The organism is Pantoea sp. Ae19-2, from assembly GCF_059801205.1.
Genome location: NZ_JBCHWE010000001.1, coordinates 1,659,101 through 1,678,313, shown reverse-complemented (window position 1 = coordinate 1,678,313; position 19,213 = coordinate 1,659,101). Strand labels below are relative to the sequence as shown.

The window sequence follows — 19,213 nt, the reverse complement described above, 5'->3', positions numbered from 1 at the left end:
GAGTGCGAACGTGATCTATATCACGCTGAATATGAAACAGATCATAGGTAACATCTTAAAAACATGTGATTACTGTGGTTTACAGATTTCTCTGCACCCGACAGGTGCAGCCTGTTGCACAGCGACCGTGCATCTGCGCCATTTTCACCCTTCATGCCCCCATTCAGACGCGCACTCCGCGCGTCGCGCTTCTGGTACAAAAGTTGCAAATAACTGATATGTGCACAGGAGATAACATATGAAAGCGATCGTCATTGGTGGCGGGATGGGTGGCATGACCGCCGCGCTGGCTCTGGAACAGGCAGGTTTCGACACTGAGGTTTTTGAGGCGGTCAAAACGATACGTCCCGTTGGTGCGGCCATTTCCGTCTGGCCTAACGGGGTGAAATGCCTTAATGCATTGGGACTGAAAGAAAAAGTGCGCGCCCTGGGCGGCAACATGGCCTATATGGCCTATAAAGAGGCCTTTTCGGGTGAAACCCTCACCCGTTTCAGCCTTTCCCCCCTGGTGCAGCAGGTGGGCGAGTTTCCCTATCCCATTGCCCGCGCCGAGCTTCAGGCCATGCTGCTGGATGCTTACGGCCGCCATCGGGTGAATTTTGGCAAGCGTATCGTGCAGGTGGAGCAATATGCCAGCGGCGTGATCGCGACCTTCGAAGATAACAGTCAGGCCCAGGGTGACTTTCTGGTTGCGGCCGATGGAACGCATTCGGTTATTCGTGATTACGTACTGGGGGAAAAACTGCCCCGCCGCTACGCAGGCTATGTGAACTGGAACGGCCTGGTCAGCGTTGATGAGTCCATCGCGCCTGCCGATCAATGGACCACCTTTGTAGGCGAGGGTAAACGCGTCTCTCTCATGCCGGTCAGCGGCAACCGCTTCTACTTCTTTTTCGATGTGCCGCTACCCGCCGGGCTGGAGCAGGATCGATCAACGATGCGGCACGATTTGCAGCACTACTTCAGCGGCTGGTCTGAACCGGTTCAGAAGCTCATCGCGGCAATTGATGTGGAAACCACTAACCGCGTGGAGATTCACGACATCGAGCCTTTTCACCGCTTTGTAAAAGGCCGGGTGGTCTTACTGGGCGACGCAGCACACAGCACCACGCCGGATATTGGTCAGGGCGGTTGCGCGGCAATGGAAGACGGGATTGTACTGGCCTCTGCATTGTCTGCACATTCGCTTGGCATTGAGGATGCGCTGTTACGTTACCAGATGCGCCGCGTTGAACGCGTTAAGGATCTGGTGTTGAAAGCGCGTAAACGCTGCGACATCACGCATGCTAAAGATCCCCATCTGACATCGGCATGGTATCAGTCGCTGAAAACGGAAACGGGTGAACGGGTGCTGGCGGGACTGTGCGAAACCATTGAAGGCGGACCGCTGGGATAGTCAAAAAGGGCGGTATCACCGCCCTTTCGCTTATTCGGCTAAGCCGCGATTTTTTAGCATCGGCTCCAGTTGAGGCGCCCCGCCGCGCCAGGACTCATACAACGCTTTAAGATCGCTGCTGTTGCCACGCGACAGGATTTTTTGCCGAAAGATGTCGCCATTTTCCCGGGTTAATCCGCCGTGTTCGACAAACCACTGGTAGCCATCGTCTGCCAACATCTGGGTCCAGATATAGGCATAATAGCCGGCAGAATACCCCCCGCCCCAGATATGCTGAAAATAGCTGGAACGGTAGCGCGGTGGTACGGCGGCCAGATCAATATCATCGCTGCGTAAAGCCTGCTGTTCGAACGCGTCGACCGACTGCACCGGGGTTTTCCCCTCCAGGCTATGCCAGTGGAGATCCAGTAACGCGGCCGCCAGCAGCTCGGTCATCTCATAACCTTTATTGAACTTGCCTGCTCTGATGATTTTTTCATGCAGGGCCGCTGGCATGGCCTCCCCGGTCTGATAATGACGGGCGAAATGACGAAACACCTGTGGCTCACTGGCCCAGTGCTCGTTGATCTGCGATGGAAACTCAACAAAATCACGTGGCGTTTCCGTGCCGGAGAGGCTGGGATAGCGCTGGCTGGCAAACAAGCCATGCAACGTATGGCCAAACTCATGGAACAGCGTAATTACGTCATCCCAGCTCAGCAGTGCAGGCTCGCCGTTGGCGGGTTTGGTGTAATTACAGACGTTGTAAATCACCGGTTTCTCGTCGAGCAGCGTGGACTGGTTAACAAAGTTGCTCATCCATGCGCCGCCGCCTTTGCTGTCGCGCTTGAAAAAATCGGTATAGAACAGCGCCATTCCGCTGCCGTCGGTATCAAAGATTTCGTACACCTGGACATCGGGGTGATAAACCGGCAGGTCGTGACGTTGGGTAAACTGGATGCCATAAAGTTGAGTCGCGGCCCAGAATACGCCCTTTTCCAGCACGCTGTTCAGTTCGAAATAGGGTTTAATCTGGCTTTCATCGAGATCGTACTGCGCCCGCCGAACCTGCTCCGCGTAAAAGTTCCAGTCCCACGCGCCAAGGGTAAAATTCCCCTGCTGGCTGTCGATGGTTTGCTGAATGGCCGCAGCTTCCCGCTCGGCCCGCGCACGGGCCGCAGGAACGATATTGCGCATAAACGCAAAGGCGGCATCGGGGGTTTTCGCCATCTGATCCTGTAGCTGCCAGGCGGCAAAGCTGGCAAACCCTAATAGCTTCGCCTGCTCTGCCCGCACCTGTGCCAGGCGCAGCACTAACGCTCGCGTGTCGTTGTCATCATTTTTCTCACTGCGCGTCATAGCAGCGTGGAACAGCGCCTGGCGCGTCGGGCGATCTTCCAGAGACTGCAGCGCAGGCTGCTGCGTGGTGTTTTGCAGCACCAGCAGCCAGGCATTCTCCAGGCCTCGTGCCGCCGCCGCCGCTTGAGCAACGGCCAGATCGGACGGGCTCAGCCCCGCTAACTGCTGCACGTCATTGACCACTAAACCGCCCGCCTTGGTTGCAGCAAGCAGCTTATTAGTAAACTGCGTACTCAGTCGTGCAGCCTCCTGATTCAGCGCCTTTAACTGCTGCTTCTGTGTTTCCGGCAGGTTGGCACCCGCCAGTTGAAAGCGCTGCCACAGCACCTCGACCAGGCGTTTCGATTCAGCATCAAGCGAGTTGCGCTGCAAATAGACCTGGTCAATGCGTGAAAACAGCGGCCGGTTCAACATTATTTCGTCGTTAAGCGCGGTGAGCTGTGGCGCAATATCCTCGTCAACCTGCTGTAAATAGGGGCTGGTGTGGGCGGAGGTCATGGCATTGAACACCAGGCTCACACGGGTCAACAGTTGACCGCTTTTTTCCAGGGCCTCGCAGGTATTCAAAAAGGTTGCCGCTTCCGGATTGGTGGCGATGGCCAGGACTTCCTGGCGCTTTTCTTTCATTCCGGCCTGAAGCGCGGGCAGAAAGTCGGTTTCCTGAATCTGATCAAAAGGTGGCGTGTGATAAGGCAAGCTGCTGACGTTAAAAAAAGGATTTTGACGGGCGTTCATAGGCGCTCCTGGTGAACAACACAGAGTCTCATAGTGGCAGGTTGCCTCTTACAGAACAACCTGACCGCGTTGTTGCTGATACACCGCAATGATTTCCCCGGCAATCGCAACGGCGATTTCGGCAGGCAGTTTCCCTTTTAAATCGGGCAGGCCCATGGGGCAGCGTAACCGCGCCAGCCGGTCTTCGGCAATGCCTTTGCCTTCCAGCCGGTAGCGAAAACGCTGACTTTTCGTTTGCGAACCGATCACGCCCACGTAGCGGAAATCACCGCGCCGCAGAATAGCCTCACATAGCGCAAGATCCAGCGGATGATGGTGCGTCATCACAATATAATAGCTCCCCGCCGCCGCCGCGGCCACGCAGTCCAGGGGATCGTCGGGCTGTTGCACGCTGACGCCGGGTGGCACAGAAGCAAACTGATTGTCCCGACCGTCAATCCAGTTAACGTGACAGGGTAACGTAGCCAGCAGGCTGACCAGAGCCTGCCCGACGTGGCCCGCGCCAAAAACCAGGATTTCCGGCTGCGCCTGCATCAACGGTTCAAACAGAATGGTGGTCATCCCGCCGCAGCACTGGCCTAACCGGGCGCCCAGGCTGTAGTCTTCGGTATGAGGACGACGCTCTCCACTTTCCAACAGCGCGCGCGCCTGCGCAATGCACTGAAACTCAAGATGGCCGCCACCGATGGTCAGAAAACTTTCGTTGGCCGTCACCACCATCTTCGCGCCGCCGTCACGCGGGACTGAACCCCGATCGCGCAACACGGTGACCAGCACGCAGTGTTGCCGCTTCTGGCGCAGGTCGTGCAAAATTGCTATCCAGTCATGATAAATCATGGGTGCCTCCCGCCATGCGCTGGACGCCCCAGAATACTCGCTCCGGCGTAGCGGGCGCGTCCAGCGCGGGATGCAGACGATAATCGGCGACGCTGGCTACCGCATCCTGTAACGCACACCAGGCGGCTATCCCCAGCATAAACGGCGGTTCACCCACGGCTTTGGAATGAAACACCGTGTCCTGCGGATTTTTGCGGTTTTCCACCAGCGTAACCCGCATATCGGCCGGTACGTCAGCAATCGCCGGGATTTTGTAGCTGGCGGGGCCGTCGGTCATCAACTGGCCCTTGTCATTCCAGACCAGTTCCTCACAGGTCAGCCAGCCCAGCCCCTGGACAAAGCCGCCCTCTACCTGGCCAATATCGATGGCCGGATTCAGCGACGCGCCCACGTCGTGCAGAATATCCGCCCGCAGCAGCCGGTATTCGCCCGTCAGCGTGTCCACAATGACTTCACAACAGGCCGCGCCATAGGCGAAGTAGTAAAAAGGTTCGCCGCGACCGGCCTGACGGTCGTAATGGATGCCGGGGACGCGATAATAGCCCGTCGCCGATAGCGGTACCTGATTCAGCCAGGCAAGCTGCGCGACCTGGGCGAAGGTGTAATAGTGCTCGGCAGCCCGAACGATACCGTTACTGAACATCACCGCCTCTGGCCCGCATCCGTGCAGCGTACACAGCATGGTTGTCATGCGCTCACGTAATATCTCGGCGGCATTTTGTGCCGCTTTGCCGTTGAGATCTGTGCCACTGGACGCCGCCGTGGGCGAAGTGTTAGGGACTTTCCCGGTATCGGTGGCGGTGATCTGAATACGATCGACCTCGATTTGCAGCACCTGCGCCACAATCTGCGCCACCTTGGTGTTAAGCCCCTGGCCCATTTCCGTTCCGCCGTGGTTGAGCTGCACCGTGCCGTCGGTGTAGATCAGAATCAGCGCTCCGGCCTGATTGAGGAAGCTGGAGGTAAATGAAATGCCAAATTTAACCGGCGTCAGCGCCAGTCCACGTTTCAGTACGGGACTGCTGGCATTGAAGGCTGCGATCGCCGCGCGGCGCGCATCATAGTCACTGCTGGTTTGCAGTTGCGCCGTAATCTCATCCAGCAGGTTGTCTTTCACCTGCTGATGGTAATGGGTGATATTGCGTTCGTTCTTGCCGTAGTAGTTGCGTTTTCGCAGCGTAAGCGGATCCAGACCGCGCTCGCGGGCGATATGATCCATAATCTGCTCAATCGCCACCATGCCCTGCGGCCCGCCAAAGCCGCGAAAAGCAGTATTTGACGCGGTATTGGTGCGACAGCGGTAACCGGTGATGCGCGCATCACCGAGATAGTAGGCGTTATCGGCATGAAACATGGCCCGATCCACTATCGATCCGCTCAGATCGAGCGAGTAGCCGCAGTTACCGGCAAGATCGATTTTTACCCCACACAATCGGCCATCGTCTTCAACGCCCACATCATAGCGCACGTAAAAAGGATGTCGCTTGCCGGTTATCCGCATGTCATCGCGTCGGGCCAGGCGCATTTTAACCGCCCGGCCGGTCAGGCCTGCCGCGACGGCGCACAGGCAGGCCACGCCCGCCGCCTGGGTTTCTTTACCGCCAAAACCGCCACCCATTCGGCGCATATCAATCGTGACCTTGTTCATGCTGATGCCCATGACCTCTGCCACCAGCTTTTGGACCTCCGTGGGGTTTTGCGTGGAGCAGAACACCTGCAGCGCGTCGTCCTCACCCGGGATCACCATGGCCGTTTGGGTTTCCAGATAGAAGTGTTCCTGCCCGCCAATATGAAACGCGCCCTGTATGCGGTGCGGCGCACGGGCCAGCGCCGCCTCGACGTCGCCGCGCTGGTGGATATGGGGCTCCTGCACAAAACTGCCCTGCAGCAGTGCCTGTTCTACATCCAGCAGCGCGGGCAATACCTCATACTCGATCACCGCCGCCATCGCGCCCTGTCGGGCCGCATCCGGCGAGTCGGCGAGCACGGCAATAATAATTTGCCCAACATATTCGACGCAGTCCTGAGCCAGCAGCGGGTCGCCGGGCTGCAGCGGGCCGACATCGTTGACGCCGGGCACGTCCTGCCAGGTGAGGACGCGGACGACGCCGGGAACGTCGTAGCACGGCTGGACATCAACGTGAGTGATACGGGCATGGGCATGATCGCTCAGGCGAGGACAGAGATGCAGCAGACCGGGCTGCTCCGCTTTGTCATCGATATATATCGCCTCGCCGGACACGTGTTTATCGGCGCTTTCATGCTTATTGCTGCGCCCCACGCCGCTGCTGATGTCGCGCGCATGAGCAATGGGTAATGCTGAATCGGGCAGAGCCGGACGATTATGGGACATAGCGGCTTACCTCAGTCAGGGACAATCCGTTGAGACGGTAAAAGTAACGGCGCAGCAGGTTGCACGCCACCTGCAGGCGATAGCCGGCGCTGGCGCGAAAGTCGCTGAGCGGCTCAAAGGTCTCTTCCAGCGCCTGACAGGCCGTGGCTATCGTTTGTGCGGTTAAGGCCGATCCAATCATGGCCTGCTCACAGCCTGTGGCGCGCACCGGCGTTGCCGCCATCCCGCCAAAGGCAATGTGTGCCGCTGTCACAATGCCGTTATCGGTTTGGATATTAAAAGCGGCAAACACGGCTGAAATGTCGTCATCCAGCCGTTTCGAGACCTTCCAGGCAACAAAATCAGGTGACACCGTCACTTTTGGAATAATGATGGTATGGATAAACTCACCGGGTTGCAGCACGGTCTGCCGGTAGCCGGTAAAAAACGCGCTGAGTGGCAAAGTGCGTTGCGTGTCGCCCTTCTGCAGCAGCAGAGAGGCGTTTAATGCCAGCAGCGTTGGCGATGCATCGCCAATCGGGGAAGCATTAGCAAGGTTACCGCCCAGTGTGCCAAGCTGGCGAATTTGCAGCGAGGCAAAACGCGTCAGCATCTCCGTTACTCCCGGAATGCGCGTCGCCATAAACGCTGCGATCTGGTCGAGCGAGGCGGCGGCACCTAAGTGATAGGATGCGTCGTCCTCATAACAGTGTTTCAGTGCATCCACCTGCCCCAGCGCAATCATCACTGGAATGCCCTGGTAGCGTTGGGTAATCAGCAGGCTCAGGTCCGTGCCGCCCGCCAGTAACGCGGCATCGGGGTGCGCGACACAGAGTGCAGCGAGCTGCGCGACGGTGGTGGGAAGGTAACAGTGACGGCCTTTGTCCTGAATTACCCGGACCTCCTGATTCTCCAGCGCGCGCAGGCGCTCAACCACGCCCTGCTCACACCGATCAAAGCTGTCCGGCTGTGCCTGCGTCACCAACTGTTCGGCCGCCGCCATAATGGAACGATAACCGGTGCAGCGACACAGGTTGCCGGCCAGCGCATGCTCTGCCTGCTGCCGGTCCCAGTCGCTGTGATTTTTTTGCAAACTGAACAATGACATCACAAAGCCCGGCGTGCAGAAGCCACACTGCGAGCCATGACAGTCCACCATCGCCTGCTGAGCCGGATGCAGGGTTTTCCCCTCACGTAAATCTTCGACGGTGATGAGCTGCCTGCCCTGTAATCCACTGACCAGCATCAGGCAGCTGTTAACGGTCTGATAGTGCAACCTGCCGTCCACCACGCTCCCCAGCGTGACGCTACAGGCACCGCAGTCGCCGGACGCACAGCCCTCCTTGGTGCCACAGCGACGCTGATGCGTGCGCAGATAAGAGAGTACCGTCAGATTGGGATCGATACGTTCTTCTGTGACGAGCTGGTCGTTAAGCAGAAACTGAATCATGCGGCATTCTCCTTTGTGGTGGATTGCCAGACCGGTCGGCCGTTAACCCACGTCTCTACGATGTTTCTGTCATCACCCAGCGTCATCAAGACGAACAGTTTTTCCCAGATATCCTTGCAGTTCCCCATACGCAGCTTTTGCAGCGCCGATACGGCGGGATCCAGCACGACAAAGTCAGCTTCTTTACCTGGTGCAAAATTACCGATGTGCTGGTCAAGATCCAGCGCACGGGCCCCGCCCAGCGTGGCATGGTAAAAGGCTTCTGCAGCACTCAGCCTGTATTGCTGCAGCTGGCCGACCTTGTAAGCCTCGCCCAGCGTTTGCAGCATATTAAAGGTGGTTCCGGCGCCAACATCGGTGCCGATGCCCACTTTGATGCCCTGCTGCCAGCTGCGCTTGATATTAAACAGGCCGCTTCCCAAAAACAGGTTTGAGGTCGGGCAAAAGGCAATGGCGGAATCCGTATCGTGCAGACACTGCCATTCATGATTTTCCAGATGCAGGCAGTGTGCAAAGACGCTTCGCCGGCCGGTCAGCTGATAGTGGTGGTAAACGTCCAGATAGCCATTGCGTTCGGGAAACAGCGCGTTGACCCAGGCAACTTCCTGTGGGTTTTCGCTGAGGTGCGTGTGGAGCCAGACATCCGGGTAAGCCGTGCGCAGCGCCTGCACTTTCTTTAACAGGTCGGGTGACGAGGTGGGCGCAAAACGCGGCGTCAGGGCATAGCTCAGTCGGCCGCGGCCGTGCCAGCGCTCAATCAGATCGCGGGAATGTTGATAGCTTTCCTCCGGCGTTTCGGTGAGGTAATCAGGCGCATTGCGATCCATCATGACTTTACCGGCGATGATGCGCATCTCAAGCACTTCGGCCGCGCTAAAAAGCGCCTCTACCGACTGCGGATGCACCGTGCCAAAAACCAACGCACTGGTGGTGCCGTTAGCCAGTAGCTGATGGAGAAAAAACGCTGACATTTGCGCGGCATGCTCGGCACAGCGGTACTGCCTCTCAACCGGAAACGTATACTGATTCAGCCATTCGAGAAGCTGCTCACCATAGGCGCCGATCATTTCTGTTTGCGGGTAATGAATGTGGCAGTCGACAAAACCCGGCAGGATCAGCTTACCGCGCAGATCGATAACGCGCTCTGCTGCCTGACTGCTGCTGACATCACACCAGGGGTGCAAACCGACTACGCGGCCCTCACGCAGAATGAGCAGACCATCTTCGATATAACGCGCCTGAGACAGAATAGCCTCAGGCTCGTTCGCCACCGCGGCAAAATCAAAAAAACTGGCACGAATCGCCGTGTCCTGGCATGTAGACATATCGTTTCCTCTTACCGGGCGCCTGATGTTGTCGCCCTGTTCATCTCGTACTCTCTTTAAACACTTTGCAAGACGCATGCCAGATTGTCGCCTGATAAATTACTTTATTATCAGTAACTTATGTCAATAATCCTGTTGCGCAACAATTTCGCCGATAAAATCGCCACGCAATCGGTTGCTCATCTAACGCAATCGGTTGCCAGTAAAAATGCCCCCTGCCACGTTACTTTGCTGCCCCGTTCTCTGCACGATTTCGGGGCAGCGTGCGCTAAAAGCGCGCAAAAGCGCCTCCCCGCGGAATTCAGCGGACACAGGCTAAAATGCCGTGATAAGGTGAGGAGACATCACGAAACTGGAAGAGGGAAAAGTGAGATGATTATTTTTGTTACGGGAGCCACAGCCGGTTTTGGCCAAAGCATTACCCGCCGATTCATCGAAACAGGTCACAAGGTGATTGCCAGTGGACGTCGTGCTGAACGCCTGAAGGCGCTGAAAACGGAGCTGGGTGAGAATCTGTATACCGTACAGTTAGATGTGCGTAACCGGGCATCGATTGAAGAGGCCATCACACAGCTGCCTGCCGAGTGGCGCAATATTGATGTCCTGGTGAATAACGCCGGTCTGGCGTTGGGCATTGAACCCGCGCACCGGGCAGATGTGAACGACTGGGAAAATATGATCGACACCAATACCAAAGGGCTGGTCTATATGACGCGCGCGGTTTTGCCTGCCATGGTAGAGCGTAACGTCGGTCACATTATCAACATTGGTTCGATTGCCGGCAGCTGGCCTTATGCTGGGGGCAACGTTTATGGCGCCACCAAAGCCTTTGTCCGCCAGTTCAGCCTTAACTTACGCACCGATTTACACGGTACGGCCCTGCGTGTGACCGATATTGAGCCGGGCCTGGTCGGCGGTACGGAGTTTTCTAACGTGCGCTTTAAAGGGGACGATGGCAAGGCCGAACAGGTCTACGAGGGCGCCACGGCCCTGACGCCTGAAGACGTTACCGAAGCCGTTTACTGGGTGGCCACGCTGCCGAAGCACGTCAACATCAATACGCTTGAGATGATGCCCGTCAGCCAGACGCTGGCAGGGCTGAAAGTGCATAAACCCTGACCGATAAGCCAGCCGCAAAGGCTGGCTTTTAGGCTTTGCCCCATCCCGCTACGATAATCAGCATGCCGCTCAGCGCAATCAGCGCACCACTCCAGTCCCATGCGCTCAGCTTGACACCTTCGACCACGCGCAGCCAAAGCATGGCCGTCAGCACATAGACGCCGCCGTACGCCGCGTAAACCCGGCCGCTGGCCGTAGGATGTAAGGTCAGCAACCAGACAAATAACCCGAGACTCAACGCGGCAGGCAACAACAGCCACATGGACGCCCCCTTCTTTAGCCACAGCCACGGCAGAAAACAGCCGATGATTTCCGCCAGCGCGGTGATAAAAAACAGCAGCGTGGTTTTTAGCAGCACAATAATCTCTCTGACAGGTAAACAACATGCACACAGCTGGTGAGCAAGTAATCGGCAATGGTATACTATTCTCATTTGATGCAATAGTTTTACCCAAGAGTAAAACAGTGTTAACCGAAGGATATTACGATGAAAAAATTGGTTCCGGTTCTGATGGTGGCCCTGCTTTCTGCCACCGCGATGCGTGTCAGTGCGAACACCGAACACGTGATTATTGAAAACGGCAGCAGCGCATTGAGCAACGAAGCGGCACGTCAGAGTAAAGAGCAGTGGAATGATACGCACATGCTGCGCAACAAAGTGAACAGCCGGGTTGAGAAAGAATTCGATAAAGCCGATCGCGCATTCGACACACGCGACAAATGTGAACAGAGCGCTAATCTGAATGCCTATTGGGAACCCAATACGCTGCGCTGCTTAGACCGCCGCACGGGCCGCCCGGTATTGCCGTAAATTTCGGCTATAGTAATGACTGACGCATGACAAAAGGAAAGGGTTATGAAGATCAAGAGTGCATTACTGACAGCGACGTTTTTAGCCTTCCCCCTGCTGGCTCAGGCATCCTGCGAATCTGTAAAAGCGGATATCAGCCAGAAAATCATTCAAAACGGCGTGCCCGAATCAGGCTTTAGCCTGGATGTGGTCGCCAACGATCAGGTTGATCAGGCTGGCGGTCAGGTCGTCGGCCATTGTGATAACGACACACAGAAAATTGTTTATAAAAAGCTGGGCCGTGATGAGGGCACCTCCGTACCCGACAGCGCAGGCAGCTCGCAAGACTCCTCTACACAATAATGTTCAGGGCGACGATGATGTCGCCCTGTCTTTTCCTGTCTTTTGCTGGCCCTTCTCTGCCCATCACGCCTGAGGTTTCAGCGCACTATTCCGTTTGTTGCGGCTGCTGGCGCGGCATCTTCCACGCTACCCACAGGGTGAGGAACGCAATGACCAGTGCCACAATAAAGACCCAATGTAGCGATGCGGCTATTGCCTGCAGCATAGGCTGAAGCACGTCCGGTGCCAGGCGGTCGCGCGTTTCCTGCGACATGATTTGCTGAACCGGATCCTGCGCATGGGGCAACCGCCATTGCAGGTTCAGGTTAAGCACCGCGCCCATCACCGCTGTCCCCAGCGCCGATCCAATCATACGGCTAAACATGACCGACGCTGTACAAATGCCTTGCACGTTAAAGTCGGCATGATTCTGGACAGATACCAGAAATGTCGTGCTGGTCATTCCCATGCCGGTTCCGATGACAAAGGCGGTCAATCCCGCCTGGAACAGCGTGCTTTCTGTGTGCAACAGCAGTAGCAAGGCGCTGCCGCCGATTAATAACAGTGCGCCCAACTGCGCGGTAAAACGGTAGGAGGTCAACAGCATCAGACGGCCACTTAGCGTACTGGCCAGCGGCCAGCCGACAGACATCATGGCCAGCGCAGTCCCGGCCTGAAGCGGCGAACCGCCGGTCACGCCCTGAATCCAGGTCGGCAGAAAAGCGCTGACGCCCATCATGGTTGCACCAATGATGAAGTTGCCGAGATTGCCCGCGATAATCAGTGGGCTTTTCCACAGGCTGAGCGGGAACAGCGGCGAGCGGGTGCGCTGCTCATGACGGGTTAACTGCCAGCCAGCCACCAGGCCAATGGCTAAGAACAGCAGCAGCCAGTAGCCAAGCTGTTCAGCCTGCAGCAGCGCAATCAGAACGGCGCTGATACACAGCGTGAGCCAGCCGCTCCCGGTCAGATTCAAAGACTGGGAGGGTTGTGTCTGCGTATAGGCAGGCAGCAAGGCTGCCAGCATCAGCATGCTGACGATGCCGATCGGTACGTTGACCCAGAAGATGACGGACCAGCTAAAGTGCTGGACCAGCCAGGCACCGGACAGCGGACCGACAATCGCCGCAACGCCCCAGACGCTGGACAACCAGCCCTGCACGCTGGCGCGTTCCCGGGGGGAATAGATGTCTGCCACGATGGTGGAGCTCAGCGGCATGATCGCGCCCGCCCCCAGCCCCTGAAATGCCCGGAAGACAATCAGCCAGAGCATCGTGTGGGCGAAACCGCAGAGCACCGACCCGGTAAGGAAGATTGCGATGCCCAGAAACAGCATTTTTTTGCGGCCCCACAGGTCCGCCAGCCTGCCATAGAGCGGCACGCTCACCGCCTGGGTAAGGAGATAGACAGAGAAAACCCAGCCAAACTGCGAAAAACCGCCGAGATCGGCCACAATGGTGGGCATTGCGGTCGCCACAATCGTGACTTCAATCGCAGCCATAAACATGGCAAGCATACAGGCAAAGAGAATCCAGTGGCGACGGCGTGGTGCGGAGGTGCTGTTGGTCATGATGCTCCCTTTTTTGTTCCCTAAGGCTAGCGCATATTTCACCAGACAGGAACCGATTCAATCCAAATTGTGACACTGTCACTTAAAAAAGGCCTTTTCAGGTCGTTTCACTCTGAAACCTGTTGCTGTAAGGGCTGAGGCGTTTTTTGGCTCATGCTATCTTCCTGATTTTTCCGATAAAAGCTGGCGCGCTCCGCTTACCGCTGCTATAGAAATAAAGCGCTATTTTCCGCACTTGGTGAAATTACGCAGAAATTCACTGCGGTTTGCCGCATTTAGCGACCGGCATGGTTTTGGAAGGGGCGCTGACGATAGCCACTTTTGTCATGCTGGTTTAGGTAGCTATAACAACAGATCCGTAAACAGGGAGAAACCGTATGCATAACGCTTCACTGGCCAGGCGTGCCGGTCTGGCACTGCTGGCTGTGGTCGCAGTGGCAGGTGCGCTGGTATGGGGGCTTGGCTGGGATACGCTGGTCGCCCGCAAAGACGATCTGATTTACCTCGGACAGCAGCACCTGTTTCTGGTGTTTTGGTCGATGCTGTTCGCCCTGCTGGTCGGTATACCCAGCGGTATTCTACTCAGCCGCCCTTTTGCCCGGCGCTGGGCGGAATATGTCATGCAAATCTTTAACGTCGGCAATACGCTGCCTCCTCTTGCCGTTCTGGCGCTGGCGATGGTTGTCATTGGCATTGGTGATAAGCCCGCCCTGGTCGCGCTGTTTCTGGCATCACTGTTGCCTGTCGTCCGTAACACCTACTCCGGACTCAGCGCCGTACCGCCTTCGTTGATCGAAGCCGCGAACGGCATCGGTATGACCAAATGGCAGCGCTTACGTCAGGTTGAGATTCCTAACGCCCTGCCGGTTATTCTTGCGGGCGTGCGCATTGCCACCGCCATTAACGTGGGCACCGCCCCACTCGCCTTCCTGATTGGCGCCAGCAGCTTCGGCGAACTGATTTTCCCCGGCATTTATCTTAATGACTTCCCTGTGCTTATCCTGGGTGCCGTTGCTACGGCGCTGGTTGCACTGGTGCTGGATATGCTACTGGCGTCATTAGGGCGCTACCTTAGTCCGCACGCTGCGGCATAACGATAAGGGGTTTGTAATGCTAACGCGCTGGATTAAGAGCTCTACCCTGGCACTGGTGGCCTCAATGGCACTCAGCCAAAGCGTACAGGCGGCCACGCCGCTGGTGCTCGCGACAAAAAGCTTTACCGAGCAACATATTCTTTCAGCCATGACGGTTATGTGGCTGCAAAAGAAAGGCTTTGAGGTCATCCCGAAACGCAACATCGCCACCACCATCAGTCGTAATGCCATGATTAACAAGCAGATCGACATGACCTGGGAATATACCGGTACCTCACTGATCATCTTTAACCATATTAATAAACCGATGTCCTCCGAGGACGCCTATAAAACCGTGAAAAATCTGGACGGCAAACTGGGTCTTATCTGGCTCAATCCCGCCCCGATGAATAACACCTATGCCTTTGCCATGCAGCGCGCGCGCGCGGAAAAAGAAGGTATTTCGACGCTGTCGCAACTGGTGGCCAAAATGGATCAGGTGCGTAAAACAGATCCGAAACATAACTGGCGACTCGGGCTGGACCTGGAGTTTTATGGCCGTTCAGACGGCATGAAGCCACTGCAGAAGACCTACAACCTGACGCTCGACAGGCCACAGATTCGCCAGATGGATCCGGGGCTGGTCTATAACGCCGTGCGCGATGGTTTTGTGGATGCCGGCCTGATCTACACCACGGACGGGCGCGTGAAAGGTTTCGATCTCAAGGTGCTGGAAGACGATAAACACTTTTTCCCCAGCTACAACGTGACGCCGGTTGTGCGTCAAGACGTGCTGGCGAGCCATCCCGGTCTTGAAGCCGCCCTGAATCAGCTTTCCCCGCTGATCACCGATGAGGCCATTACCGAGATGAACAAGCGCGTGGACATCGATCACCAGTCGCCTGAACAGGTGGCGCGCGATTTCCTTCAATCCAAAAACATGCTGTAAGGAGGCATCGTGGATACCCTTCATTACATCATTGATAACTGGAATAACCTGCTCACGCTGACCTGGCAACATACCTGGCTGGTGCTGGTTGCGGTAGGATGCGCGATTGTTATTGGCGTACCCCTTGGGATTTTAATTGTACGCTTTAAATGGCTGGCCACGCCGGTGCTCGGCATTGCCACCGTTGTACTGACCATCCCGACGATTGCGTTGTTTGGCCTGATGATTCCGCTTTTCTCGCTGATTGGGAAAGGGATTGGTGCGCTACCGGCTATCACGGCGGTCTTCCTGTATTCATTACTGCCGATTGTGCGTAACACGCATACCGCATTGGAAAATCTGCCGGACGGCCTGCGTGAAGCGGGTCGTGGCATTGGCATGACGTTCTGGCAACGCCTGCGTTGGGTTGAGATCCCGATGGCGCTTCCGGTGATTTTTGGTGGTATTCGCACCGCCGTGGTCATGAACGTTGGCGTGATGGCTATCGCGGCCGTGATTGGTGCTGGCGGACTGGGCATGCTGCTGCTGGATGGCATTAGCGGCAGTGATATTCGTATGCTGATTGCCGGTGCGCTGATGATTTGCCTGCTGGCGATTGTTCTTGACTGGCTGCTGCACCGTTTGCAGCTGGCGCTGACTCCTAAGGGAATTCGATAATGATAAAACTTGAAAATCTGACGAAAACCTTCAGCCAGAAAAACGGCACGCTGATGAAAGCGGTGGACAATGTGAGTCTTGAGGTTCCTGCTGGCGAGATGTGCGTGCTGCTTGGGCCTTCGGGCTGTGGCAAAACCACCACGCTGAAAATGATTAACCGCTTAATTCCCTCTACCAGCGGGCGGATTCTCATCAACGGGGAAGACACCAGCACTCAGGATACCACCACCCTGCGTCGCAATATTGGTTACGTGATCCAGCAAATTGGTCTGTTCCCCAATATGACGATTGAAGAGAACATCACCGTGGTGCCACGCATGCTGGGCTGGGATAAAAAGCAGTGCCGCGAGCGGGCAACGGAGTTAATGAGCATGGTGGCGTTGGATCCGAATAAGTTTCTGCATCGCTACCCGCGTGAAATGTCCGGTGGACAACAGCAGCGCATTGGGGTGATTCGCGCGCTGGCGGCTGATCCGCCGGTACTGCTGATGGATGAGCCTTTCGGCGCGGTTGACCCAATTAACCGGGAAGTTATTCAGAATGAGTTTCTGGATATGCAGCGTCAGTTGAAGAAAACGGTGATGCTGGTCAGCCACGACATTGATGAAGCACTCAAACTTGGCGACCGCATCGCGGTCTTCGGCCAGGGCAAAATTGTCCAGTGCGCCAGCCCCGATGAGTTGCTGGCGACGCCGGCTAACGATTTTGTCGGCTCCTTTGTTGGCCAGGACCGTACGTTGAAACGTCTGCTGCTGGTACAGGCAGGCGACGTGACCGACCAACAGCCCACCATCACGGTAAAACGCTCTACGCCGTTACCGGAGGCTTTTGGCACCATGGACGAAAACGACATGCGTTCCATCACCGTGGTTGACGACGACGGCAAGCCGTTAGGATTTGTGAAACGCCGTGAGGCGCGTCACGCGAGCGGGCGCTGTGAAGAGATGCTGCATACGTTTAAAGTGACCGGCAAAGCAGAAGAAAACCTGCGTGTGGTTCTGTCGAAACTCTATGAACACAACACCGTCTGGATGCCGATTGTGGACGAAGATGGCCGTTACAGTGGCGAGATTTCCCAGGACTACATTGCTGATTATCTCAGCTCCGGGCGTACCCGTCGCCGCCTGAATCCATAATGAATCAGGGCCGCACGTTGGTTGCGGCCCACTTAATCCTGCCTCTCATTCCGTATCACTGTTGGTCAGTTATCTCTGATGAATGGTACCGTCGCGCGCGTGGCGCCATCCTGCTCTGGTTCTCTCAGGCTGTTTTTGTCCGAGCGTAGTGCAGGTTATTGCTATTCAGCAGGGAGATATCCAGATAACGGGACAGATCGCGCTGCTCTGCGCGGGGCAAATAAGGCAACTCACCGAGAAGCGGTGCCGTAATCTGTTCACGCAGGACGGAAATGATATCGGCATAGTGCGCCAGCCCCGGATTAATACGATTAGCCACCCATCCGGCCAGCGGCAATCCGTCGGCCTGGATCGCCTGAGCGGTCAGTAGCGCATGGCTGATACAACCTAACTTAATCCCGACCACTAAGATGACGGGCAGTTGCTGCTCGATCACCCAGGCCGACAGCGGCTGGGCATCGTTCATCAGGCTGCGCCAGCCCCCGGTGCCCTCGACCACCACGCGATCGGCAAGCTGATTGAGATGCTGAAGCCCCTGCGTGATTTTCGCATAATCGACCTTATTGGGCGGGTAGCCGCAGATTTCTTCTTTCTCAAAAATGACCGGATTCACTGCCTGATAAGGCAGCGCAAGGGAAGAGGCGCTCTGCAAAAACAACCCATCCTTGTTTCTCAGGCCCTCTTCTGTTTTGACGCCCCAGCGGGCAACAGGTTTGTAGCCCGCAGCCCGCTCGTTCGCCTGGGTAAAACTTTGCAGCAGGGCGCGTGCGACCACGGTTTTCCCCACTTCGGTATCGGTTCCGGTAATAAATAGCGTTTTCACTCTACTTCTCCTTCACAAGCGGTGTCAGCTCACTGACGATTCGGCTTTCATGCGAATGATCATTCTAAGGAAGGAAAAGGGGGAGCAGATTGCGTTAGCGCAAGGTTAGTGTTGCTTAACCTTGCAGTAACTTAATTAACAGGTAGCCGCTGTAAAGCGAATCCTTGATCAACGCGGCCGCACCCAGCGTACCTGGCTCAGTAAATTCAGTGGGTGCAAGCTGAATCACTGCGCTGTATGCAGGTAAAGACTGCTGGTGAATGGTATTTTTTACTGCCGGAAAGAGAACATCTGCCGCCTGATTTAGCGGAGAACCGATAAGAATTTGTTGAGGATTAAAGATATTGACCATCATGCCGAGGATCCTGCCAACATGATGCCCCACTGTCGCTATGGCATCCCGCGCCAGCCTGTCGCCGCTCTGTGCTGCCTCACAAACGGCAGAAAGCGTTAAGGGCTGATGGTGTAACAGGCTGTCGGGCTGACCCGGAAGTCGGTGCGCAATCAGCGCCAGCAGGCTGCCGGTACTGGCGACTGTTTCAAGACAGCCGTGATTGCCGCAGTAGCATTGCTGGCCGTAAGGATCGACCTGTGTGTGGCCGACTTCCACCAGCGCGCGTCCGCTTTTGTGCAACAGCTGACCGCCAGTGATCACGCCAGCCCCTACCGTTTCGTCGATCACAATCTGAATCACGTCCTGCGCACCGCGTGACGCACCAAACAGCGACTCGGCAAGCGTCCAGGCGGAGATATCGTGCTGGATAAATACCGGCAGGCCGGTCCGCGCCGCCAGGGTGCTGCCCAACGGCATATCATGGCAGGTATAGCCGGGTAAACGATGCACCACACCGGATGCGGCATTAATCAGCCCCGGTAGGGTGATGGCAATGGCGGTCAGCCTTTCCAGCCGTTTCTGATGACGGATAAAAAACGCGTCAACATGGTCGGTCAACCGCGTCAGCAGCGGCTCCGTGGCGTCATCAATGAGCGGCAGGTTGTCTTCGACCAGCGCCCTGCTGCTGAGGTCACGCAAGGTCAGCGTCAATATGCCACGGTGCAGACGAATCGCCAGATAGTGCCAGGCGTCCGTGTCAAGGATTAAACCAATCGCCGGACGGCCGCGAGCGCCTGGCTCCTGAAACTCGGTTTCCTGAACCAGATGGGCATCCAGCATTTCCCGCACGATTTTGGTAATACTGGCAGGCGCCAGCTGGGCCCGTTTGGACAGTTCAATACGCGAGACTGGCCCATGCTGATCGATTAACCGGTAAACGACGCCAGCATTAATTTGTTTAATTTGGTCAATATGGCCAGGTTGACTGTCCGAACTCACACCCTGCT

Annotated in this window: 17 protein-coding genes; 8 read left to right on the top strand and 9 right to left on the bottom strand. The window is 56.4% G+C overall.

Annotated features, from left to right (window positions below):
- Nucleotides 1-238 precede the first annotated feature (238 nt).
- Nucleotides 239-1,396 (top strand): FAD-dependent urate hydroxylase HpxO, encoded by a 1,158-nt coding sequence (gene hpxO, locus AAIE03_RS07750; protein WP_013025837.1) that lies wholly within the window; start codon nucleotides 239-241, stop codon nucleotides 1,394-1,396.
- 30 nt (nucleotides 1,397-1,426) lie between these two features.
- Here hpxO and dcp read toward each other — a convergent pair whose 3' ends face one another.
- Genes dcp through guaD form a run of 5 tightly spaced genes read right to left on the bottom strand, consistent with a single transcriptional unit; the run spans nucleotide 1,427 to nucleotide 9,413 of the window.
- Entirely contained in the window at nucleotides 1,427-3,469 is a 2,043-nt protein-coding gene (dcp, locus tag AAIE03_RS07745) for a peptidyl-dipeptidase Dcp (protein WP_498562916.1), read from the bottom strand.
- A gap of 48 nt (nucleotides 3,470-3,517) precedes the next feature.
- A complete protein-coding gene (xdhC, locus tag AAIE03_RS07740) occupies nucleotides 3,518-4,306 on the bottom strand; it encodes a xanthine dehydrogenase accessory protein XdhC (protein ID WP_498562915.1) in 789 nt (262 codons plus the stop codon).
- Nucleotides 4,293-6,659 carry a xanthine dehydrogenase molybdopterin binding subunit gene (gene xdhB, locus AAIE03_RS07735; RefSeq protein WP_014605792.1) on the bottom strand — a complete coding sequence of 789 codons (2,367 nt, stop codon included), beginning with the start codon at nucleotides 6,657-6,659 and terminating at the stop codon, nucleotides 4,293-4,295. The genes xdhC and xdhB overlap by 14 nt, the downstream gene beginning before the upstream one ends.
- Nucleotides 6,649-8,088, bottom strand: a complete 1,440-nt coding sequence (xdhA, locus tag AAIE03_RS07730) for a xanthine dehydrogenase small subunit (RefSeq protein ID WP_498562914.1) — start codon at nucleotides 8,086-8,088, stop codon at nucleotides 6,649-6,651. The genes xdhB and xdhA overlap by 11 nt, the downstream gene beginning before the upstream one ends.
- Entirely contained in the window at nucleotides 8,085-9,413 is a 1,329-nt protein-coding gene (gene guaD, locus AAIE03_RS07725; protein ID WP_072138079.1) for a guanine deaminase, read from the bottom strand. The genes xdhA and guaD overlap by 4 nt, the downstream gene beginning before the upstream one ends.
- Nucleotides 9,414-9,785: 372 nt before the next feature.
- Here guaD and ydfG point away from each other — a divergent pair, with 372 nt between their 5' ends.
- Complete coding sequence (gene ydfG / locus AAIE03_RS07720; RefSeq protein ID WP_014605789.1) at nucleotides 9,786-10,532, top strand: bifunctional NADP-dependent 3-hydroxy acid dehydrogenase/3-hydroxypropionate dehydrogenase YdfG; 747 nt, start codon at nucleotides 9,786-9,788, stop codon at nucleotides 10,530-10,532.
- Nucleotides 10,533-10,560: 28 nt separating this feature from the next.
- Here ydfG and AAIE03_RS07715 read toward each other — a convergent pair whose 3' ends face one another.
- Complete coding sequence (locus AAIE03_RS07715; RefSeq protein WP_210456251.1) at nucleotides 10,561-10,887, bottom strand: YnfA family protein; 327 nt, start codon at nucleotides 10,885-10,887, stop codon at nucleotides 10,561-10,563.
- Nucleotides 10,888-11,019: 132 nt separating this feature from the next.
- Between AAIE03_RS07715 and AAIE03_RS07710 the strand changes: the two genes are divergently transcribed.
- Both AAIE03_RS07710 and AAIE03_RS07705 read left to right on the top strand, forming a co-directional pair.
- Complete coding sequence (locus AAIE03_RS07710; RefSeq protein WP_013025844.1) at nucleotides 11,020-11,343, top strand: DUF1283 family protein; 324 nt, start codon at nucleotides 11,020-11,022, stop codon at nucleotides 11,341-11,343.
- Nucleotides 11,344-11,388: 45 nt separating this feature from the next.
- A complete protein-coding gene (locus tag AAIE03_RS07705; RefSeq protein ID WP_022622813.1) occupies nucleotides 11,389-11,685 on the top strand; it encodes a DUF1161 domain-containing protein in 297 nt (98 codons plus the stop codon).
- Nucleotides 11,686-11,770: 85 nt separating this feature from the next.
- Here AAIE03_RS07705 and AAIE03_RS07700 read toward each other — a convergent pair whose 3' ends face one another.
- Nucleotides 11,771-13,234, bottom strand: coding sequence for an MDR family MFS transporter (locus AAIE03_RS07700; RefSeq protein WP_072138789.1), 1,464 nt, complete (start codon nucleotides 13,232-13,234; stop codon nucleotides 11,771-11,773).
- A 377-nt stretch (nucleotides 13,235-13,611) separates the two neighbouring features.
- Between AAIE03_RS07700 and AAIE03_RS07695 the strand changes: the two genes are divergently transcribed.
- The 4 genes from AAIE03_RS07695 to osmV all read left to right on the top strand — a co-directional run bounded on the left by AAIE03_RS07695 (nucleotide 13,612) and on the right by osmV (nucleotide 17,049).
- Nucleotides 13,612-14,328, top strand: a complete 717-nt coding sequence (locus AAIE03_RS07695) for an ABC transporter permease (protein WP_013025847.1) — start codon at nucleotides 13,612-13,614, stop codon at nucleotides 14,326-14,328.
- Nucleotides 14,329-14,392: 64 nt separating this feature from the next.
- Nucleotides 14,393-15,256 carry a glycine betaine ABC transporter substrate-binding protein gene (locus AAIE03_RS07690; RefSeq protein WP_227008738.1) on the top strand — a complete coding sequence of 288 codons (864 nt, stop codon included), beginning with the start codon at nucleotides 14,393-14,395 and terminating at the stop codon, nucleotides 15,254-15,256.
- A 9-nt stretch (nucleotides 15,257-15,265) separates the two neighbouring features.
- Nucleotides 15,266-15,913, top strand: a complete 648-nt coding sequence (osmW, locus tag AAIE03_RS07685) for an osmoprotectant ABC transporter permease OsmW (RefSeq protein WP_013025849.1) — start codon at nucleotides 15,266-15,268, stop codon at nucleotides 15,911-15,913.
- Nucleotides 15,913-17,049 (top strand): osmoprotectant ABC transporter ATP-binding protein OsmV, encoded by a 1,137-nt coding sequence (osmV, locus tag AAIE03_RS07680; RefSeq protein ID WP_015700251.1) that lies wholly within the window; start codon nucleotides 15,913-15,915, stop codon nucleotides 17,047-17,049. Before osmW ends, osmV begins: the two co-directional genes overlap by 1 nt.
- A 124-nt stretch (nucleotides 17,050-17,173) precedes the next feature.
- Here the strand turns inward: osmV and bioD are convergent, their stop codons facing one another.
- Both bioD and mlc read right to left on the bottom strand, forming a co-directional pair.
- Nucleotides 17,174-17,872, bottom strand: a complete 699-nt coding sequence (gene bioD, locus AAIE03_RS07675; RefSeq protein ID WP_019105177.1) for a dethiobiotin synthase — start codon at nucleotides 17,870-17,872, stop codon at nucleotides 17,174-17,176.
- A gap of 115 nt (nucleotides 17,873-17,987) precedes the next feature.
- A complete protein-coding gene (gene mlc, locus AAIE03_RS07670) occupies nucleotides 17,988-19,205 on the bottom strand; it encodes a sugar metabolism global transcriptional regulator Mlc (protein WP_498562913.1) in 1,218 nt (405 codons plus the stop codon).
- Between the last annotated feature and the right edge of the window lie 8 nt (nucleotides 19,206-19,213).